The 17,270-nt window shown below is 59.4% G+C and carries 13 protein-coding genes; 2 read left to right on the forward strand and 11 right to left on the reverse strand.

The window, feature by feature from the left end:
• Positions 1-21: 21 nt before the first annotated feature.
• The 5 genes from ilvD to VK574_RS15390 all read right to left on the reverse strand — a co-directional run bounded on the left by ilvD (position 22) and on the right by VK574_RS15390 (position 6,298).
• Positions 22-1,695: a dihydroxy-acid dehydratase gene (gene ilvD / locus VK574_RS15370; protein WP_472800739.1), complete on the reverse strand. Its 1,674-nt coding sequence runs from the start codon at positions 1,693-1,695 to the stop codon at positions 22-24.
• Between the two features lie 111 nt (positions 1,696-1,806).
• Entirely contained in the window at positions 1,807-2,418 is a 612-nt protein-coding gene (leuD, locus tag VK574_RS15375) for a 3-isopropylmalate dehydratase small subunit (RefSeq protein WP_472800740.1), read from the reverse strand.
• Complete coding sequence (gene leuC / locus VK574_RS15380) at positions 2,418-3,863, reverse strand: 3-isopropylmalate dehydratase large subunit (protein ID WP_472800741.1); 1,446 nt, start codon at positions 3,861-3,863, stop codon at positions 2,418-2,420. The genes leuD and leuC overlap by 1 nt, the downstream gene beginning before the upstream one ends.
• A gap of 83 nt (positions 3,864-3,946) precedes the next feature.
• On the reverse strand, positions 3,947-5,038 hold the full coding sequence (leuB, locus tag VK574_RS15385; RefSeq protein WP_472800742.1) for a 3-isopropylmalate dehydrogenase: 1,092 nt from the start codon (positions 5,036-5,038) through the stop codon (positions 3,947-3,949).
• Between the two features lie 33 nt (positions 5,039-5,071).
• Positions 5,072-6,298: a 2-isopropylmalate synthase gene (locus tag VK574_RS15390; RefSeq protein WP_472800743.1), complete on the reverse strand. Its 1,227-nt coding sequence runs from the start codon at positions 6,296-6,298 to the stop codon at positions 5,072-5,074.
• 324 nt (positions 6,299-6,622) lie between these two features.
• Between VK574_RS15390 and VK574_RS15395 the strand changes: the two genes are divergently transcribed.
• On the forward strand, positions 6,623-7,546 hold the full coding sequence (locus VK574_RS15395) for a LysR family transcriptional regulator (protein WP_472800744.1): 924 nt from the start codon (positions 6,623-6,625) through the stop codon (positions 7,544-7,546).
• Positions 7,547-7,889: 343 nt separating this feature from the next.
• Positions 7,890-8,492 carry an outer membrane beta-barrel protein gene (locus VK574_RS15400; RefSeq protein ID WP_472800745.1) on the forward strand — a complete coding sequence of 201 codons (603 nt, stop codon included), beginning with the start codon at positions 7,890-7,892 and terminating at the stop codon, positions 8,490-8,492.
• A gap of 165 nt (positions 8,493-8,657) precedes the next feature.
• Here the strand turns inward: VK574_RS15400 and pheA are convergent, their stop codons facing one another.
• From pheA to VK574_RS15430, 6 genes are all read right to left on the reverse strand, one after another.
• Positions 8,658-9,497: a prephenate dehydratase gene (pheA, locus tag VK574_RS15405; protein ID WP_472800746.1), complete on the reverse strand. Its 840-nt coding sequence runs from the start codon at positions 9,495-9,497 to the stop codon at positions 8,658-8,660.
• A 121-nt stretch (positions 9,498-9,618) separates the two neighbouring features.
• Entirely contained in the window at positions 9,619-10,482 is an 864-nt protein-coding gene (locus VK574_RS15410; protein WP_472800747.1) for a UbiA-like polyprenyltransferase, read from the reverse strand.
• Positions 10,483-10,602: 120 nt separating this feature from the next.
• Positions 10,603-10,947, reverse strand: coding sequence for an STAS domain-containing protein (locus VK574_RS15415; RefSeq protein WP_472800748.1), 345 nt, complete (start codon positions 10,945-10,947; stop codon positions 10,603-10,605).
• Positions 10,948-11,156: 209 nt separating this feature from the next.
• Positions 11,157-11,954: a BON domain-containing protein gene (locus VK574_RS15420; RefSeq protein ID WP_472800749.1), complete on the reverse strand. Its 798-nt coding sequence runs from the start codon at positions 11,952-11,954 to the stop codon at positions 11,157-11,159.
• A gap of 261 nt (positions 11,955-12,215) precedes the next feature.
• The gene (locus VK574_RS15425; RefSeq protein ID WP_472800750.1) at positions 12,216-16,496 is read right to left on the reverse strand and encodes a translocation/assembly module TamB domain-containing protein; all 4,281 of its coding nucleotides are present in this window, start codon (positions 16,494-16,496) and stop codon (positions 12,216-12,218) included.
• Positions 16,493-17,254 (reverse strand): SurA N-terminal domain-containing protein, encoded by a 762-nt coding sequence (locus VK574_RS15430; protein WP_472800751.1) that lies wholly within the window; start codon positions 17,252-17,254, stop codon positions 16,493-16,495. Before VK574_RS15430 ends, VK574_RS15425 begins: the two co-directional genes overlap by 4 nt.
• Between the last annotated feature and the right edge of the window lie 16 nt (positions 17,255-17,270).

Below are 17,270 nucleotides of genomic sequence, written 5' to 3' on the forward strand. Positions count from 1 at the left end.
TCACTGAACACGGCCCTGTCTCTAAGTTGTTGCCCCAAGGGATGCGCTCGTTACTCGATCTACATACTTGCGAAACACTCCGGCAGGCCAACGCAGCGCGGGCGGTTTGAAGTTCTTGAGCCGCGCAGCCATTTCTTCCGCGCTGATCTCCACATCCAGCGTGCGCTTCTTGATGTCGAAGGCAATGATGTCGCCTTCGCGGACGGCGGCAATCGGACCGCCGACAAAAGCTTCCGGCGCCACGTGTCCTGCTGTGAATCCCCGCGTTGCGCCGCTGAATCGTCCATCGGTAAGCAATGCGACGGTGTGGCTGAGTTCTGGATGTCCGCTCACTGCTGCTGTCACCTGCAGCATCTCGCGCATGCCCGGGCCGCCCTTTGGACCTTCGTAGCGAATTACCAGCACATCGCCGGGCTTGATCTTGTCGCCCTGCACTGCGGCGAAGCAGTCTTCCTCGGAATCGAATACACGCGCCGGTCCTCGATGCTCATAGCGATCGGCGGCGGCAATCTTCATCACGCATCCTTCGGGCGCCAGGTTGCCTTTCAGGATCACCAGACCGCCAGTCGGTTTGATCGGCTGCTCGAATGTTTTGATAACCACTTGCCCTGGAGTTTCCTCGGCCAGCAAAGCTTCTTCTGCAAGCGTGCGTCCGCTGATTGTCAGCGTCGATCCATCGGCGTGGCCTGCGTCAATGAGTCGCTTCGCCAGCAGTCGCGAACCTCCGGCAGCCTGGAAGTGTGAGGCCATGTATTTGCCGGCGGGAACGAGATCGCAGATGAACGGCGTCTTTTTTGAAATCTCATCAAAATCGTCAATCGAAAGCTCGATGCCCATCTCGTGCGCAAGTGCCAACAGGTGGAGCACGGCGTTGGTCGATCCGCCGCTTGCGGCTACGCTGGCAATTGTGTTCACAATTGATTTCTTCGTAATGATCTGCGAAGGCCGGCGATTCGCGCGCACCGCATCCATCAGCATGCGCCCGGCCTCACGGGTCGCGGCGTGTTTGTCCTTATCGGTGGCAGGAACTCCGGAAAGCTGCATCGGCGAAATGCCCAGCATCTCGCCGCTCATGGCCATGGTGTTCGCCGTGAACTGGCCGCCGCACGCGCCCGCGCCGGGACAGGCATTCGCCTCCAGTGCTTCAAGTCCGGCAGCGTCAATCTTGCCCGCTGCATAGGCCCCTATGCCTTCGAAGACATTCTGAATTGTGATGTCGATACCATTCAGTTTTCCAGGGGCGATCGAGCCGCCGTAGAGCATCATGCCCGGGATATCGAGCCGGCAGAGGGCCATGATGATTCCCGGCATGTTCTTGTCGCATCCGCCGATGCCGACGAGGCCGTCGAAGAGATTGCCCCGCGCGACCAACTCGATGGAGTCGGCGATGACCTCGCGGGACACCAGCGACGCCTTCATCCCCTGCGTGCCCATGGTGATGCCATCGGAGATCGTGATGGTGTTGAACTCCATCGGCGTGCCGCCGGCTTCGCGAATGCCTTCCTTCAGCGCCTCGGCCACTTCGTGCAGATGCACATTGCAGGTGCCGATCTCGGTCCATGTATTTGCAATCCCGATAATCGGCTTGTGCAGGTCGTCTTTTGCAAATCCAGACCCACGCAAATAAGAACGCGCCGCCGCGCGGCTCGGGCCCTCGGTCAACGGGATACTCTGTCGCTTGCCTTCTGCTGTCATCTTATCCTTTAGTGAGTCGCTTAAAAGCGGAGTTACCGTTGTTAGCGGAGCTAGCGGAGTTAAAAGCTGCTTCGATCTCTTTCCGGCACCGCTTACTTCGCTGGCTCCGCACTATTTCGCCTTTAGCCATCCGGCGTGGTCGTGTTCTGTTTCGTACTTGTCCAATTCCGCTGCGTGCCGCAGGGTCAGGCCGATGTCGTCGAGGCCCTCGATCAGGCAGAACTTGCGGAACGGATCAACTTCGAACGTTGCCTTGAACCCGCGATCGTCTGTCACCGTCTGATCTTCGAGCGAAACGGTAAGTTTGTAGTTCGGAATGTCTTTTGCGTTCTGGAGGAGTGTCGCTACTTCTTTCTCAGTCAGCCGCGCCAGCACGATTCCATTCTTGCCTGCGTTGGAAAAGAAAATGTCGGCGAACGTCGGCGCGATCACTACGCGAAAGCCGTAGTCGCTCAGCGCCCACGCGGCGTGTTCGCGGCTCGATCCGCAGGCGAAATTCTTTCCGGCGATGAGAATCTGCGCGCCCTTGTAGCGCGGATCGTTCAGCGAAAAACCAGGATCGGGATCGCCCGACGCCGTCCGCCGCCAATCGAAGAAAAGAAAATCGCCGTAGCCGGTGCGCTCGATGCGCTTCAAAAATTGCTTGGGAATGATCTGGTCCGTATCGACATTGGTCCGATCGAGAGGGGCCGCCAGCGCTGTCAGGGTCTTGAACGGTTCCATCAGGCGTTTACCTCCTCGAGGGCAACTTCAGATTTTGGCCAGTTGCGAATATCAACAAAGTGTCCCGCGATTGCCGCTGCCGCCGCCATCTCCGGCGACACAAGATGCGTGCGTCCGCCGCGTCCCTGGCGCCCTTCGAAGTTGCGATTGCTCGTGGATGCGCAGCGCTCGCCCGGTGCAAGAATGTCGGGGTTCATGCCGAGGCACATTGAGCATCCCGGCTCGCGCCAGTCGAATCCTGCCTCTTTGAAGATCCGGTCAAGACCCTCTGCCTCGGCCTGCGCTTTTACCTGCTGCGAACCGGGCACCACCATTGCGCTCACGTGACTTGCAACCTTGTGTCCCGCTGCAATCTTCGCCGCCGCGCGCAAATCCTCGATGCGCGAATTGGTGCATGACCCGATGAACACGCGATCGATCGAAACTTCCGCCAGCGGAGTCCCCGGCTTCAGCGCCATGTATTCGAGCGCCCGCTCCAGCCCCTTCCGCTCCTGCTCGTCTTTGGTCGCCGCAGGATCCGGAACCGAAGCCGTAATCGGCGCAACCATGCCGGGGCTCGTTCCCCAACTCACGTAGGGAACCAGCGTCGCTGCATCGATCACCAGTTCGCGATCGAACTTTGCAGCTGGATCGCTTGGGAGCTTGCTCCACTCGGCAACAGCTGTCTTCCAGGCTTCGCCCTTCGGACTGAATCTGCGGCCTTCGAGGTACGCAAACGTGGTTTTGTCGGGGGCGATCATGCCTGCGCGCGCACCGGCCTCGATACTCATGTTGCAGATGGTCATGCGGCCTTCCATCGAGAGCGCGCGAATCGCTGAACCCGCGTATTCAACGACGCAGCCGGTGGCCCCATCGGTGCCAATCTTGCCGATGATGGCGAGGATGATGTCCTTCGCGGTCACGCCCTGCGGAAGCTTGCCTTCAACGGCGATGCGAAACGTCTTTGGCTTCGACTGCGGCAGCGTCTGCGTGGCCAGCACATGCTCCACCTCGCTGGTGCCGATGCCGAAGGCGAGTGCGCCAAACGCCCCATGCGTGGAAGTGTGGGAGTCACCGCAGACAATCGTCATGCCGGGTTTGGTGATGCCCAGCTCCGGGCCGATCACGTGAACGATACCTTGTTCGCGCGAATCGACGTCGTAGAGCTCAACGCCAAAATCCGCACAATTCTTGCGCAGTGCGTCGATCTGCGTGGCGGCGATCTGATCCAGGATGTGCAGGCGGCCTTCCACTGTAGTCGGCACATTATGATCCACTGTGGCGATGCAGCGATCAGGACGGCGCACCTTGCGCCCCGCCAGGCGCAGTCCTTCAAACGCTTGCGGAGAAGTCACTTCGTGCAGCAGTTGCAGATCGATGTAAAGCAATGTGGGCTCGCCCTTCGGCTCTGCCACCACGTGCTGTTCCCAGACCTTCTCGAATAATGTTTTGGGTTCAGAACTCATGGAACTCCCTGTAACTCAAAAAACGCGGTTTGTGCTTTCCCACCCTTGCCGCAAAAAACGCGTCAAGGATGGGGCACCCAATGCTATGCGTTCACGAGCTGTGTTTTTACCGTCTCCCTTACTTTCGCGCCCATCTCTTTTGTGGAGAGGACGGGGAAGCCTTGCGGATTTGCGCGCGCCAGATCGGGCGTGCGGAAACCTTGCTCCAGCACTTTCCGGACGGACGATTCGATGGCCGCGGCTTCGGCTTCGAGGCCGCCGGAGTGCCGCAGAATCAGCGCCCCGGTGAGGATTGCGCCGAGCGGATTCGCCAACCCCTTGCCTGCGATATCCGGCGCCGATCCGTGCACCGGCTCATACAAATTCACCTTGCCGCCGATGGTCGCCGAGGGCAGCATGCCGAGGGATCCGGTAATCACTGCGGACTCGTCGCTGAGAATGTCGCCGAAGAGGTTCTCCGTAAGCACAACGTCGTAATTGCGCGGCTGATTCATCAGGTGCATCGACATCGCATCGACGTACTGGTGTTCGACTGTCACGCCGGGGAACTCCACGGCAACTTCGTTCACGGTGGCGCGCCAAAGTTGAGACACTTCCAGCACATTGGCCTTGTCCACGCTGGTCAGCTTCTTGCGCCGCTTCATTGCGAGTTCAAATGCGATGCGCGCCACGCGAGCTACTTCTTCGCGGGTGTAGCGCATGGTGTTCCAGGCTTCGCCGGTCGTCTTGTTCCACTCGCGGGGCTGGCCGAAATAGAGGCCGCCTAGCAATTCGCGAACGAAGAGAATATCGGCGCCGTCGATGATCTCGGGCCGCAGCGGGCTGTTGACGGCGAGCTCCTTGAATGCGAATGCGGGCCGCAGATTGGCGAATCCGCCAAGCGCGGCGCGCAGTTGCAGCAGCCCGGCCTCGGGACGCTTGTCAGGGGGCAGGGAATTGAACTCGTTGCCGCCCACCGCGCCCAGCAGAACCGCACCGCTCGCCAACGCCGCATCCAGCGTGTCCTTGGGAAGCGGCGATCCGTCCTTCACAATTGCCACGCCGCCAATGCGTTTTTCATCAATATTGATCGTGTGGCCGCCCAGCTCCGCGACTTCCCGCAGCACTGCGACTGCTTCGTTGGTGACTTCAGGCCCGATGCCGTCGCCGGCGGTGACAAGTATCTTCAGCTTCATCCGCAATCCAGTAGTCAGTATTCAGTTGTCAGATCAATCCAGCTCGGTGACCGGCTCATGCTTCCGGTCGCGAATCGGATCAGGAAGAATCCCAATCAAATCCTGGTCGTAGATATTCTTTTTGCGATCGGCCAGTGCAACAAAGCGGTAGTACACCTGCTGCAACTCTTCGCGCGAAATCGTGTAGCCAAGATGTTCCAGCCGATGACGCAACGCCGCGCGTCCGCTGTGCTTGCCCAGCACCAGGTTCGTTTTCGACACACCCACGAGCGAAGGCGTCATGATCTCGTAGCACAATGGATTCGCGAGCATTCCGTGCTGATGAATACCCGACTCATGCGCAAATGCATTCGCACCCACAATCGCTTTGTTCGGCGAAGGCTTGAAGGTGATGATCTGGCCGAGCACCTCGCTGGTCGGATAAAGCTGTTCCAGCTTGATGTTGGTCGTAACGCCGTAGAGCTCGCCGCGCACATGCAGAGCGGCCGCAATCTCTTCGAGGGACGCGTTGCCGGCGCGCTCGCCGATGCCGTTGATGGTGCACTCCACCTGCCGCGCGCCGGCACTGATCGCCGCCAGCGAATTTGCCGCAGCCAGGCCCAGGTCGTCATGGCAATGCGACGAAAGAATGATGTTCTGGGCGTCTACGGCGGGAATGCGCTCGCGCACTTCGCGAAACATCTGGCCGTATTCGTCCGGCGTCGAATAGCCCACTGTGTCCGGCATATTGATCGTGGTCGCGCCTGCCTCGATGGCTATGCGCACGATCTCGACCAGGAAGTCGCGATCCGAGCGGGTCGCATCTTCAGGCGAAAACTCAACGTCTTCGACAAACGTTCTCGCCAGGCGCACCGACTCCGCGGCCTGGTCCAGCGCCTGTTGACGGCTCATCTTCAGCTTGTACTCAAGATGCAGATCGCTGGAGGCGAGAAAGACGTGGATGCGCGACCGGTCCGCAAATTGCAGAGCGCGGGCCGCCATCTCGATATCTTCTTTTTTAGCGCGAGCGAGGGAAGTGATGCGCGGCTTGCGCACCGCCTGGGTGATGGTCGCAATCGCAGCGAAGTCGCCCTCCGAAGCCATCGCAAAGCCGGCCTCGATGATGTCGACGCCCAGGTCTTCAAGGGCGTGCGCCATGGTGAGTTTTTCCTGCGTGGTCATGCTGCAACCGGGCGACTGTTCGCCGTCGCGCAGAGTGGTGTCGAAGAATGCCACGTGATTTGTTTTGTTCATCGTGTTCACGCCTGCCGGGGAAGACATTTCCTAACTCTTTTATTTTCTCGCATCCTGGCGGTATAAGGCAAAGTTATTCTTTTTGGGGAACCTATTACAATTGCTTATGAAGCGGTGAACAAGTGAATCAGTGGATCAGTGGATCAGTGAAACAGTGAAGCAGTGGACAGTGGACAGTGAACAGTGGGCTGGTGTACTGAGGAGGTTGGATTACCTGATCCGCATGCTCGATGCATGTCAATCGTAGTTAGCGCCCGCGCTGAGGGGCGGCGAAAGGTTTCAATCTGTTTAGTTCACCCTGTCTACTGTTCACTGTTCACTGTTCACTGACAACTCCGCGTCGGAGGCGCCATGGAACTCTCTCAACTCGAAACCTTTCTCGCCGTTGCCGAGGAGCGCAGCTTCTCACGTGCTGCCGTCCGCATGCACCGCACCCAGCCGGCGATCAGCCAGGTCATCCGCAAGCTCGAGGCCTCGCTGGGTGAAACGCTCTTCGATCGCGCCGCCCGCGACGGGTCCCTCACTGCTTCTGGGGAATTGCTGCGCGACTATGCTCAGCGGCTGCTCGCACTCCGTCGCGAAGCCTCCAGCGCGCTCGACGAGTTGAAGAGTCTCGAGCGCGGACGCTTGCAACTGGCCGCCAACGAGTACACCTGCATGTATCTGCTGCCAGCGATCGACGAGTTTCGCCGCCAGTTTCCAGAAGTCGGCATCTCAGTGCACCGCATGCTGGCCAGCCGTATCGCCGAGGAGCTGAGCCTGCGCACGTTTGAAATCGGCGTCACGTCGTTTCGGCTCGATCCGGAAAAATTCCGAACCATTGCCGTCTACAACGACAGCCTGGCGTTTATCGTCAGCCCCAGGCATCGCCTCGCCAAGGCGGCCCGCGTCTCTATCAATGACCTGGGGAAAGAAAACTTCATCGCCCACAACGTGACATCGCCGCTCCGCCGCAAGGTCATCGAGGCCTTCCAACGGTACCGCACGCCGCTCAACATGGGCATCGATCTGCCCACCATCGAGGCCATCAAGTGCTTTGTCGCCATGGGGAACGGCGTGGCCCTTGTGCCGCACCTCACGATCGCCCACGAACTCGATGCCGGCGAACTGGTGCGTGTCATTGTCGACGAGCTTGAGTTTAAACGAGTGCTGCGGTTGGTACACCGGCGCCAGGCCACACTTTCCTATGCTGGCCGAGCCTTTCTGCGGACCGTGCGCGATATGGCTCAAAAGCACGGCCCACCCTACTACTATCATGTCGAACGAGCGGGATGACAAAAGCAGGGATCAGGGAACACGGATCAGGGTTAGAGACACCTACAAAAGCAGCGAGCCGGGGGCGAGAGAACAGCATTTGAAAAACAGTACGAGAAGCAAATCAGGGAGCACCTTTCCGGTGAGCCAAGAGTCCTAATCCCTAATCCCTGCCTCTCAACGATTCCCATTCGGTGGCCGCTGCGTCTATTGACTTAGATCATTCCGAGTCAGCCGCTTCCGCCTGCAACCCGTTCTGGCCATTTACAATGCTGAGAGCGGTGCGTGGGGGAATCCGGCGTGCCCTACATCAACAACCTGGTTGCCAGCCGGACGGTTGAGCAGTCGCGAGGTTCAAGACCGAATGAAGAAGATCGCCCTAATTACCTTTCTGCTGGCCGTGTGCGTAGCAGCGGGCCGCGCTCAGGAGAGCCGGCAGGATATCAGCCTCAGTGGATCGGCTCTCGTTGAGCCTTTTATCGCCTCTTCAACGGATGTGCAGGTTCACTCCAACACCGCATATGGCGCATTGCTCAGTTACCGCTTCATGCTTACCCCTAACAGCGCACTTGAGGCTAATTATGGAATCACTTACCAGAATAAGATCAACTACTTCGTGAACCCGAATCATTATCAGGTGAACACACGAACCCAGGAGATTTCAGCGGCTTTTGTGCGCAGCTTCACCTTCAAGAAGTTCAACCCTTTTGTTGAGGCCGGTCCGGGCGCATTCATTTTCCTGCCGATCCGCAATTCAGGCACTACCAATCTCGATGTGAAGCAGCAGGTATCGGTCGGTGGCCTCTATGGCGCCGGCGTCGCCTATGAAATCAGTCCCAGCTTCGATATCCGCGCTGAATTCCGCGGCTTCGTCACCAAGGTGCCCACTTTCGGTGACGCCCAGTTCTCAACCAACAAGTGGTACAACATCTACTACCCAACCGTCGGCGTGGCCTACCACTTCTAAAGGCAGGGAATAGGGAGCAGGGAATAACGAGCCCGGAGCCCGGCCTCTGCGGCACTAAGATATTTCAGGCAAGAAAGAAGGGATGGCCACCGCCATCCCCTTTTTTCATCGATAGAACTCTGCGATCCCAAGCGCAAATGGAGTTGAGCGAGCCGTACTTGTCCGCTAATCCCTATTCCCTATTCCCTGTATTTTCCCCGCCTCCCGATAACGTCCGAGTTCCTTCACCATCGCGCAATGGGGTTTCAGCGCCGCAATCGCCCGCGAACCTTCCTCCGATGAGCGCAACTGGCAGTCGACGTAGAAAACATACTCCCAAGGCTTTCCTTGAACCGGCCGCGATTCGATCTTGGTCAGATTTGTTCCGGTGGCCGAAAGCTCGTTCAGTGCCGCAACCAGCGACCCCGGCCGGTTCTCCACCGAAAACGCAAGGCTGGTCTTGTTGGCATCGGCATCGAACCATGCTTCTTTCGCGCGGCGCACCAGAAAGAAGCGCGTAAAGTTCTCGGGATTGTCCTCGATGTTCGTCTGCAAAATCTGGGCGCCGTAGTATTTGGCAGCGGCTTCGCTCGCGATTGCCGCCGCGTGCCGGTCGCGCAACTCCACGAGCTGCTTCACGCTTCCCGCCGTATCGTAAAAGGCAAACGACTCCATCCGGGGATGAGCCGCAAGAAACCGCCGGCACTGCGCCAGCGCTACCGGGTGTGAAAACACGCGGTCAATGTCATCCAGTGTTGACGAAATCCCGATCAGGTTGTGCCGGATGCGCAGTTGCGACTCGCGCACCACCGTCACCTCATGTTGCAGCAGAAGGTCAAAGTGCTCCAGCACCGATCCGGCCAGGCTGTTCTCAATCGGAATGACCGCGCCGTCAACCGATCCCTCCGTCAGCGCATTGAACACGTCAGCCGAGACGGTGCAGGGCACGATCATCGCATTCGGCAGCATCGCCAGCGTCGCTTCGTGACTGAACGAGCCAGGTTCTCCCTGGATGGCAATTTTCATTCCGGCTTCAACTTCTCTTTCTTGTGTGCTTGCCGCAAACGGAGACTCCGCAGACGGCTTCCTCGCACCATACCACAGCTCCATCGCTGCTTTTTTGGACTTTTCACGCACGATTGCGACTCTACCTCCGCAGCCAGATATCGGCGGCCACAAAGAGCAGGAAGACCATGGCGATGACGCCGTTCATGGTGAAAAACGCGGAATTCAGCCGCCGCATATCCTTTGGCGAAACAATGGAGTGCTCATAGGCCAGCAACAGTCCCGCCGCCGCGACGCCCAGCCAGCCCGCAATGCCAAAGTTGAAGAGATATCCGAACCAGATCAACAGTCCCAGCATGACCAGGTGCATAACGCGCGCCACGCGGAAAGCAGCCGGAACGCCCATCGCCTGCGGAATACTGTGCAGGCCTGCTTGCCGGTCGTGCTCGAAATCCTGGCAGGCATACAGCACATCGAAGCCGCCCACCCATAGCATCACCGCTGCCGTCAGCACCACGATGCGCGGATCAAGGCTGCCGCGTACCGCAATCCAGGCAGCCGAAGGCGCCAACCCGAGCGCCAGGCCAAGCACAAGGTGCGACCACCGCGTTACCCGCTTCATATAGCTGTAGCCGAGCAGGACGGCGAGCACAAGCGGCGCCAGATACAGCGTAAGCCGGTTCAATTCAGCCGAGGCGATCACAAATCCAAGCCCCATCAATACCGTGAACCCTGCCACAAATTCCCGCGACAACAGTCCCGCGGGGATGGCCCTGGTGCGCGTTCTGGGATTGGCCGCATCGAGGTCCGCGTCAGCCCAGCGATTGAAAGCCATTGCGCACGAACGCGCCGTCACCATCGCCACCAGGATCCATGCCAGCGTGCGCCAACCCGGCGCTCCGTGGCTCGCCAGCAGCACGGCTGTGAGCGCAAACGGCAATGCGAAGATCGAGTGTTCCCACTTGATCATCTCCAGCGTTGTCCGTGTTTTCGCGGCCAGCCCCATCGCTTGCATCTCCATCATTCAGTGTAATGGAGCGCATTGCGAGCTTGATGTTCTGTAAGTGGTGTCGAGAGTTGTGCCTTAGCGGAGGCCCGGGCGCATCATTAGGGAAGGAGCCCTTGTCTACGCATCCGCCTCTTCCACCGTACTCACCAGCGGGAGCACCGTGTCGACCTTCGTCACTTTGAATAGATCCATGACGCGGCTATTGGCTCCGGCCACGATGCACTTTACGCCCCTCGTCTGGCACCGGACGTAGTGGTTCATCACCAGTCCCATCCCGGCCGAATCCATGTAGGGTACATCTGTCAGGTCGATCACGGTGACTGGCGGTGGCTCCGAACCTCGAAGTTCGGTTTGGAGTTCGAACAGGTTGCGCAGCGTGAGTGGTCCAGAGAGACAGAATACCCGTGTCCCGGGATTCTTCCCTTCTCTGCGATCGATGGTCAGCGGGCCGTCGTTCAACATAGCGAGTCAAGTGTAAGGAATGAAACGTACTGTTTGATTACAGTTCTGTAAATGTCGCACGCGGGCCCAATCCCCGTCCAGTGAAAATGGGAACTTCCGGCCGGCGTTGGACGAAGGCGAGCCCCTTGCAGTCCAGCTTTCGATCGCCACGCTGCAGCAACGGGGCTCGCCTCCTTTGCCTTTGTGCCGGGGTTCATCCGTTTGCTCTTTTATTGAGGCTTTTCGCTTTCGCTCGGCTGGCCGGCCACCTGCAGATAGTTCTTGACGCTGAAGACGCCCGCCACGCCGTTCGCCCGGATGTATGCCGTGTCCTTGTCAGCCTTCGAATCCACCACTCCATATAACTCGACATGCCCGCTCTGCACCGAAATGCGAATCGGCTTGGCCGGGTCGATGGCGTATTTGTTGAGCGAGGGATAGGCGTAGATGGCGCGCGCCACGGCCAGCCGCGTCTGGTCGTCCATGATCGATGTGGGATCGACCTCTACCTCATCCACCACATCTTTCACGCCCGGATACATCGATACCAGCGCTACAGCCGAATCTTTATCGACGTCGGTACGCGCGTGACCCGCCAGCGTTACGACGCCATTCTGGACGTCGAGGGAGATGGCGTTGAAGGCGTTGCCGTAACCCACGCGATCGTAGGTCAGCTTCTCCAGCAACTTCGCCTTCAGATCACTGTCGTTCGCATTGGGGCCACTGACTTCAATGTTGTTGCGCACTGCAGTCACGCCCTTCACCTTGCGGACGCGATTGGCTGCGTCTTTCTTGTATTCGTAAAGGCTTACGGTGCCGGACAACGTGGCGATTCCGTTGTCGACCGCGACCCTTACATCCTTGAACTGCGACTTGTTCAGCTTTGCCTGGGCATCGCCGGCACCATCCTGCCCGACCCCGATTCCAGCGCGGGGCGATGCATATGTGGCCTGGGTGGTTCCAAAGACACCTAGCGCCAACGCAGCCGCTATTACAGCGGCGGAGAAAATGGATTTTGTCGTTTTCATGTTCGTGCTCCTTATCGCAACTTTGCGGTTGCTTGTGGTTCTCGCTTCCGGCGTTGCTGGAGCCGAGATCCGTGTTGCTTGCTTTAGACACAGATGCGGAAGGAAAGTTACACGGCCATTCTTTTGGAACACAATTTCACGAAATCCAAGCAGGACAGGCTTACAAAAGGGAATTGCGGGAGTCTCAAATAGAATTGCCGAAAAGGAATTGAGCAGGAGTACCGGACTGATCGGCTGACTTTCGCGCTCAAGCTGAAGGTCCTATTTGAAGCGACGCGTTGCCTTAACCACCATGGAGAACACTCCTGACTCATCCCGTGCTACCAGCAGAGACACGTGCCGGTTGATCGCGATCTCGGCCTGCAGCAACTGCTGTGCCGTTGTATCCACGTCCGTGGCGTAGGTCAGGGTCAGGTTCTTCCCGAGTTGTTCTTCCACCGTGATGCGCGTGGTGGAGTTGCCCAGCGCGCCCAGGTAGTTCGGATCCACCTTCACCGATCCGGCGCCAAACAGCTTCTGCACCCGGCTGCTCACCGTCGCATTCAGCGCCCCGCCGAGCAGGGCATCCGTCGCCGGGTTGGTTGCAATCTGCTCCTGCTGTTGCGTGTAGAGCCGCTGCTGATCTTGCGTGCGTCCCAGCGCCAGCAGCGCCACGACGTCAGCTTCCGGTAGCGGCGGATCGCTGCGGTAGTTCACCGCCATCTGATCGACAGACCCATGCAGACCCAGCGTGATGTCGTAATCCTCCACGCGCGCAGTAGCGTTCAAATCAATCAGAGGTTCGATGCGCACAGGATTCGTAAAAGTAATTTCGCCGCGCTGCAGTTCGTAGCGCGTGCCGGCAATGGTCGCGCTGCCCTCGGTAATCGAGATCCGCCCCAGCAAGGATGGCGTGGCGATCGTGCCGCGAAGCCGCAGATCCACATCGCCCGCCAGCTTCGCATAGGCGTTCTGGAAGTTCAGCTGCGGCGAAGACTGGATGCGCACATCAAGCCGGATGTGATTGGAAGGCGCATTCTGTGGCGCGATCGGCTGCGACTTGCCGGCTTGCGCCGCCAGCGCTACGAAGTCCATCTCCGGGCTTACGTTGAAACGCGTGATCATCACGTTGCCGCTCAGCAGCAGATTGCTCTGCGTTCCCTGCAGTTGCAGGTTGATGTCCGCCGCCGAACTCACACCCTGCGGATACCGGATGCGAATCGACTTGCCCTTCAGCGCCATGTCGGCGTAGATGCCGTGCTGGTAGGCGAGATATCCTGACACGCTCAGCAGCCCGCCGCCGCTCATCGCCGTCAGCGATTTCACTTCCAGCCGGTTCTGGTTGAACACGAGGGTCCCGTGCAACTGGCTCAGGCTGTTGGGCAGGTCCTCAAGGGCCAGCGACGCATCCTGGAAATCAATTTGCCCCGAGAGACCCGGATTGTCCAAAGGCCCATGGGCCTCCACGCGGAAGGTCGTTGTGCCGCGCGCCGTCAGGTCCGGATCGACCGTCTCGGCCAGCTTGAGATTGATGGTTCCGTTCGCCGCTACATCCAGTTGTCGTTTTCCGGTAAGGTTCAGGCTGCCTTGCACGCGCATGTCTGTCTCTTCGCCGGTCACGTGCAGCGGGTCGAGGGAGATCTTCGAGTCGCCCATGGTCGCGTGCAGGCCGCCATCGCTTTTCAAGTGCACGCCTGCGATGGTCACGGCGAGCTGCTGAATGCGCGCCTCACCGCGCATCTCCGCGGGCCGCGCCAGCGGGCCTTCCACTGTCACCGTGCCTTCGAGGTCCGACTCGCCCGTCAAGCCGTTGATGTGCGCCATCTCCAGCAGTGCGCCGATGTTGAACTTCGCAAAGTTCAGGGTCGCCTGCGTCTCGTTGTCGCCGCGCAGTGCGGTCTGTCCATGCGCCGTGAGCTCGGCCGCTTGGAGGCGGGAAGAAATGTCCCATGTCAACTCGTGATTCGCCGTGTGCGCCACGGCATTGAACGCTCCAAAGTGCTGGCCGCTTATCGCCAGGTCGGCCAGCGTCGCCTTTCCGTTAATTTGCGGATCGTCGAAGGTTCCAGAGCCTGCGAGCGAAAATTCAAGACTGCCCGTCATCTGCGTGGTTCCGCTGCGCAACCTGTCGATCTTCGTAATATCGATTCCAGTTCCGCGCGCGTCTACCTGGAACTGACGCGTGCGCAAATCGTAGCTGCCCGAGGCCGTGACCGCGCCGGCCGCGTTGTTCATCGTGACCGACGAGAGCTGCACCACCTGCCCGGCCATCGTGCCTTGCGCGCGAGCCTGCATCAGTGGCTCGCCGTACAGCGTCCCATTGTCGAGCTGCACCCAGCCATTTCCATTCAGCGTGTCGACCGGCCCGTCCACCGCCATCTGCGCGCTCAGCAGTCCCGTTACCGGAAGCTTCTCTGTCAACAGCGGCGCCAGGTCGTCAGCATTGACGGCGCTCGCACGCACGTTTGCGCGCAGCAGCGAATGTGCGTCGAACAAAGGCTTGCCTGGAGACTTTGGCGATGGTGCCTCCGTCGCGGTGAGCGTGCCATCTACGCTGATCGACGCGTCTCCGTGCTGCAGCTGCCCGCGCTCAATCGTGATCCGTGACGCCGAGTAGTTTCCCGTTGCATCGAGCGAATCCCAGTGCAGCAGCCGTGGTTGAGTTGTGCCGCTGCCGGCAGGCAGTTCGACCGACAAATTCGTTGCCTGAAGATCTCCTGCCAGGTGCGGATCGACCAGCGATCCTGTCCACGTTCCCTTGAAATCCGCCTGTCCATCAAGATCCACCGGCAACGCCGAAGTTCCGCTCTTGCCGTCCCGCGTCAGTCCGAGATCGCGGAAGATCGTATCGAAGTCATCCAGATTGTGCGAGTGAAGTTCGACCGCGATTCCCGTCGGGCTGGTCATCGGGAACGCGCCAAGCTGTCCGTGCGCGCTCACCTGGCTGGCTGGCAGATTCACCTGCAGATTACGCAGGTCGACAGAGCCGTGTCGTTGTGTATATGTTGCGTCGATCACACCACTCGCGGGCGCCTCTCCGGCGACGCTGTGCGCCGATGGATTCATCTTCAGATTTGCAGTCACCGCCAAAGTATTCTCATCGCCGTTGGTCCACACCGCCGTGGTCTGGCCGGTGATTCGCGCATCCAGCCCGAGCCGCTGGAACGGCGGCTGGCTCACAATGTCGAGTACCGTATCCAGGGTGACATCTCTGAAATAGGCGTTCACTTTCCCGTTAGTATGCAAGTCGGTGTCGACCTTCGGGGGCACCGGCGCCGTGGCATTTTCGTGGCTCCGGCCCTTTTTCTCGTGCTTCGGGGGTTCGGCCGCCAGCAATACCGGCGTACCTGCCAGCGGCAGTATCCAGTGATCGAGCAACACCTCGCCCTCGAGCTGTCCCCCCGTTCTCAACCGTGCCGTCACATTCGTAATCTGCAATCGCAGCGCATCGGCGTGTACATGTGCGTCGAGTCCCACGCCACGCGCCACCACGCCCGGTGCGAGATACGAAGCGTTGTCGGCATGCATCGTTCCATCAATCCGGAACTCACCCTTCTGGCCTGCCGCCACCAGGTTCAGCTTTGCGATTCCCTCCGGCGTGAACGGATACCCAAGCGCCGGCTCCATCAGCTTCAGGTCCAGTTCGCCTTGTGCCGACGCCTTCCAGCGCGGACGCGTGAAATCATCAAGCTCGCCGGTAACATTCAGCACCCGATCCGCGGATCCCTTGCTGTGTGCCGTCAACTGCAGCGACCGCAGATATATGGCATCGCGCGTGAAGTCGACCGCGGCCTGCGCAAACCCTTCCACCGGCGGCGCATCCGGGTGGGCCGTTGTTCCGCGCACCAGGCGTATGTCTCGAATGCCGGCATCGAGATGATAACCGTCGTGACTCGTACCGTTGCCTGCCACGTATTTCAGCAGAAGCGAAACATCATTCGCCTCGAAGTCCACCGGTATATGCCGATCCTGAAAGTCGCTTGCATCCGCGCGGTTGTCGTAGTCGAATGCGCCGTGATTCACCGCGACATGGCTGGCCTCAAGATCAAACAATGTATCCAGCGGGTGCGTCTCCGTCTTCTGGAGCGGTTGCGGCTGATTAGTGGTCCCGTCAGCGTAAACGATCAGGTGAATCTGCGGCCGCTCCAGTTCGAGATCCCGCAGCAGAACCCGCGGGCTGAACAACCCAAGCACGTCAATATCGACTTTCAGCGCATCCATCTGAGCGTACGGGGCTTCACTCGGCCCTTCGCGCCCATGCAGAACAAATCCGTCGGCCTCGCCTTGGAGTTTCAGCAGATTCCAGTGGAACGAGGCAATCTCTGCGCGCCCGCCTGTCGCCGCATCAATCCGCGCAATCAGCCTCTTGCGCATAATGTTTTCAAACGACGAAGAGTTGGCCCAGAGGAACAAGCCCACCAGACCCACGACAAGCAGAAGCGCAAGGACCGACCCCACCCGGAGCACGTGGCGCAGATAACGCTTATGCCAGGCAAGCTGCAGCTCAGTGCTCTCCTCGGGAGAATCAGGCGGTGACGGACGAACCTGGCCGGTCTCGTTCATTCCTTCGGCGCTCCCGTTTCGCTTGCCGCATCCGCCGATTCAAGCGCGGGGTCCAGTACTTCAACCTGCCCCTGTTTCCTCAAATTCGAAAGCCAGTTATCGAACAACACGTTCACGCGCTGCTGCAGCAGAATCTCCTCGATCCGCGACGACACCTGCTGCAGTGGCGGAGGCTTCTCTCCAGCTGGATATTGCGGCAGAAGCGTCCCCGCATAGTACGTCTCAATCTCTTCGGGCGTAATACGAATACCCTGCTGGAATCGCAGTTCGATAAAATTCAGAATTTCCATCCGGTGACGCATGTAAATCTCAACCTGCGCCGGCGTCAGCTCATGGTGCGCCAGGAAAGCATTCCAGCCGGCATCCGACTTGCAATCTGCGCGAACGCACGTTGGCACCTCTTTGCGAATCTCCTCGATCCGCGCCGCGACCTCCTCCGATTTCGGCTCAGTAGCCTCCAGGTCTTCCTGTTGAATTTGCTGCTGGATCAGCGCTCGGCTGATGAGCCGCTCCAGCGCCGCCTTCTGCGTCGTCTGTTCTTTCGAGTTCGTGCTCGGATCGAGTACCGATAGTTGCATCTCGTCTTCGATATCGCTCTCGAGAATCGGCTGCCGATTCACCACCGCAACCACGCGATCAATGCGGAGGGGCTTTGCGGCATCCGCAGTCCCCTCCTTCGGCTGCGCATCCGCGGAAGACAGCCCACCCGCAAGAGCGGCGATGCAAAGCCAGCGAAGCGCTGCGCGGGCAATTCTCATTCGACCTGGTCGCTGT

The organism is Occallatibacter sp. (genome assembly GCF_035317045.1).
In the GTDB taxonomy this organism is placed as follows: Bacteria; Acidobacteriota; Terriglobia; order Terriglobales; family Acidobacteriaceae; genus Telmatobacter.

What these genes read in the sequence shown, in the direction of transcription:
- ilvD (WP_472800739.1), bottom strand. Translation starts at nt 1,695, where the DNA reads ATGACAGCAGAAGGCAAGCGACAGAGTATCCCGTTGACCGAGGGCCCG.
- leuD (WP_472800740.1), bottom strand. Translation starts at nt 2,418, where the DNA reads ATGGAACCGTTCAAGACCCTGACAGCGCTGGCGGCCCCTCTCGATCGG.
- leuC (WP_472800741.1), bottom strand. Translation starts at nt 3,863, where the DNA reads ATGAGTTCTGAACCCAAAACATTATTCGAGAAGGTCTGGGAACAGCAC.
- leuB (WP_472800742.1), bottom strand. Translation starts at nt 5,038, where the DNA reads ATGAAGCTGAAGATACTTGTCACCGCCGGCGACGGCATCGGGCCTGAA.
- VK574_RS15390 (WP_472800743.1), bottom strand. Translation starts at nt 6,298, where the DNA reads ATGTCTTCCCCGGCAGGCGTGAACACGATGAACAAAACAAATCACGTG.
- VK574_RS15395 (WP_472800744.1), top strand. Translation starts at nt 6,623, where the DNA reads ATGGAACTCTCTCAACTCGAAACCTTTCTCGCCGTTGCCGAGGAGCGC.
- VK574_RS15400 (WP_472800745.1), top strand. Translation starts at nt 7,890, where the DNA reads ATGAAGAAGATCGCCCTAATTACCTTTCTGCTGGCCGTGTGCGTAGCA.
- pheA (WP_472800746.1), bottom strand. Translation starts at nt 9,497, where the DNA reads ATGAAAATTGCCATCCAGGGAGAACCTGGCTCGTTCAGTCACGAAGCG.
- VK574_RS15410 (WP_472800747.1), bottom strand. Translation starts at nt 10,482, where the DNA reads ATGGGGCTGGCCGCGAAAACACGGACAACGCTGGAGATGATCAAGTGG.
- VK574_RS15415 (WP_472800748.1), bottom strand. Translation starts at nt 10,947, where the DNA reads ATGTTGAACGACGGCCCGCTGACCATCGATCGCAGAGAAGGGAAGAAT.
- VK574_RS15420 (WP_472800749.1), bottom strand. Translation starts at nt 11,954, where the DNA reads ATGAAAACGACAAAATCCATTTTCTCCGCCGCTGTAATAGCGGCTGCG.
- VK574_RS15425 (WP_472800750.1), bottom strand. Translation starts at nt 16,496, where the DNA reads ATGAACGAGACCGGCCAGGTTCGTCCGTCACCGCCTGATTCTCCCGAG.
- VK574_RS15430 (WP_472800751.1), bottom strand. Translation starts at nt 17,254, where the DNA reads ATGAGAATTGCCCGCGCAGCGCTTCGCTGGCTTTGCATCGCCGCTCTT.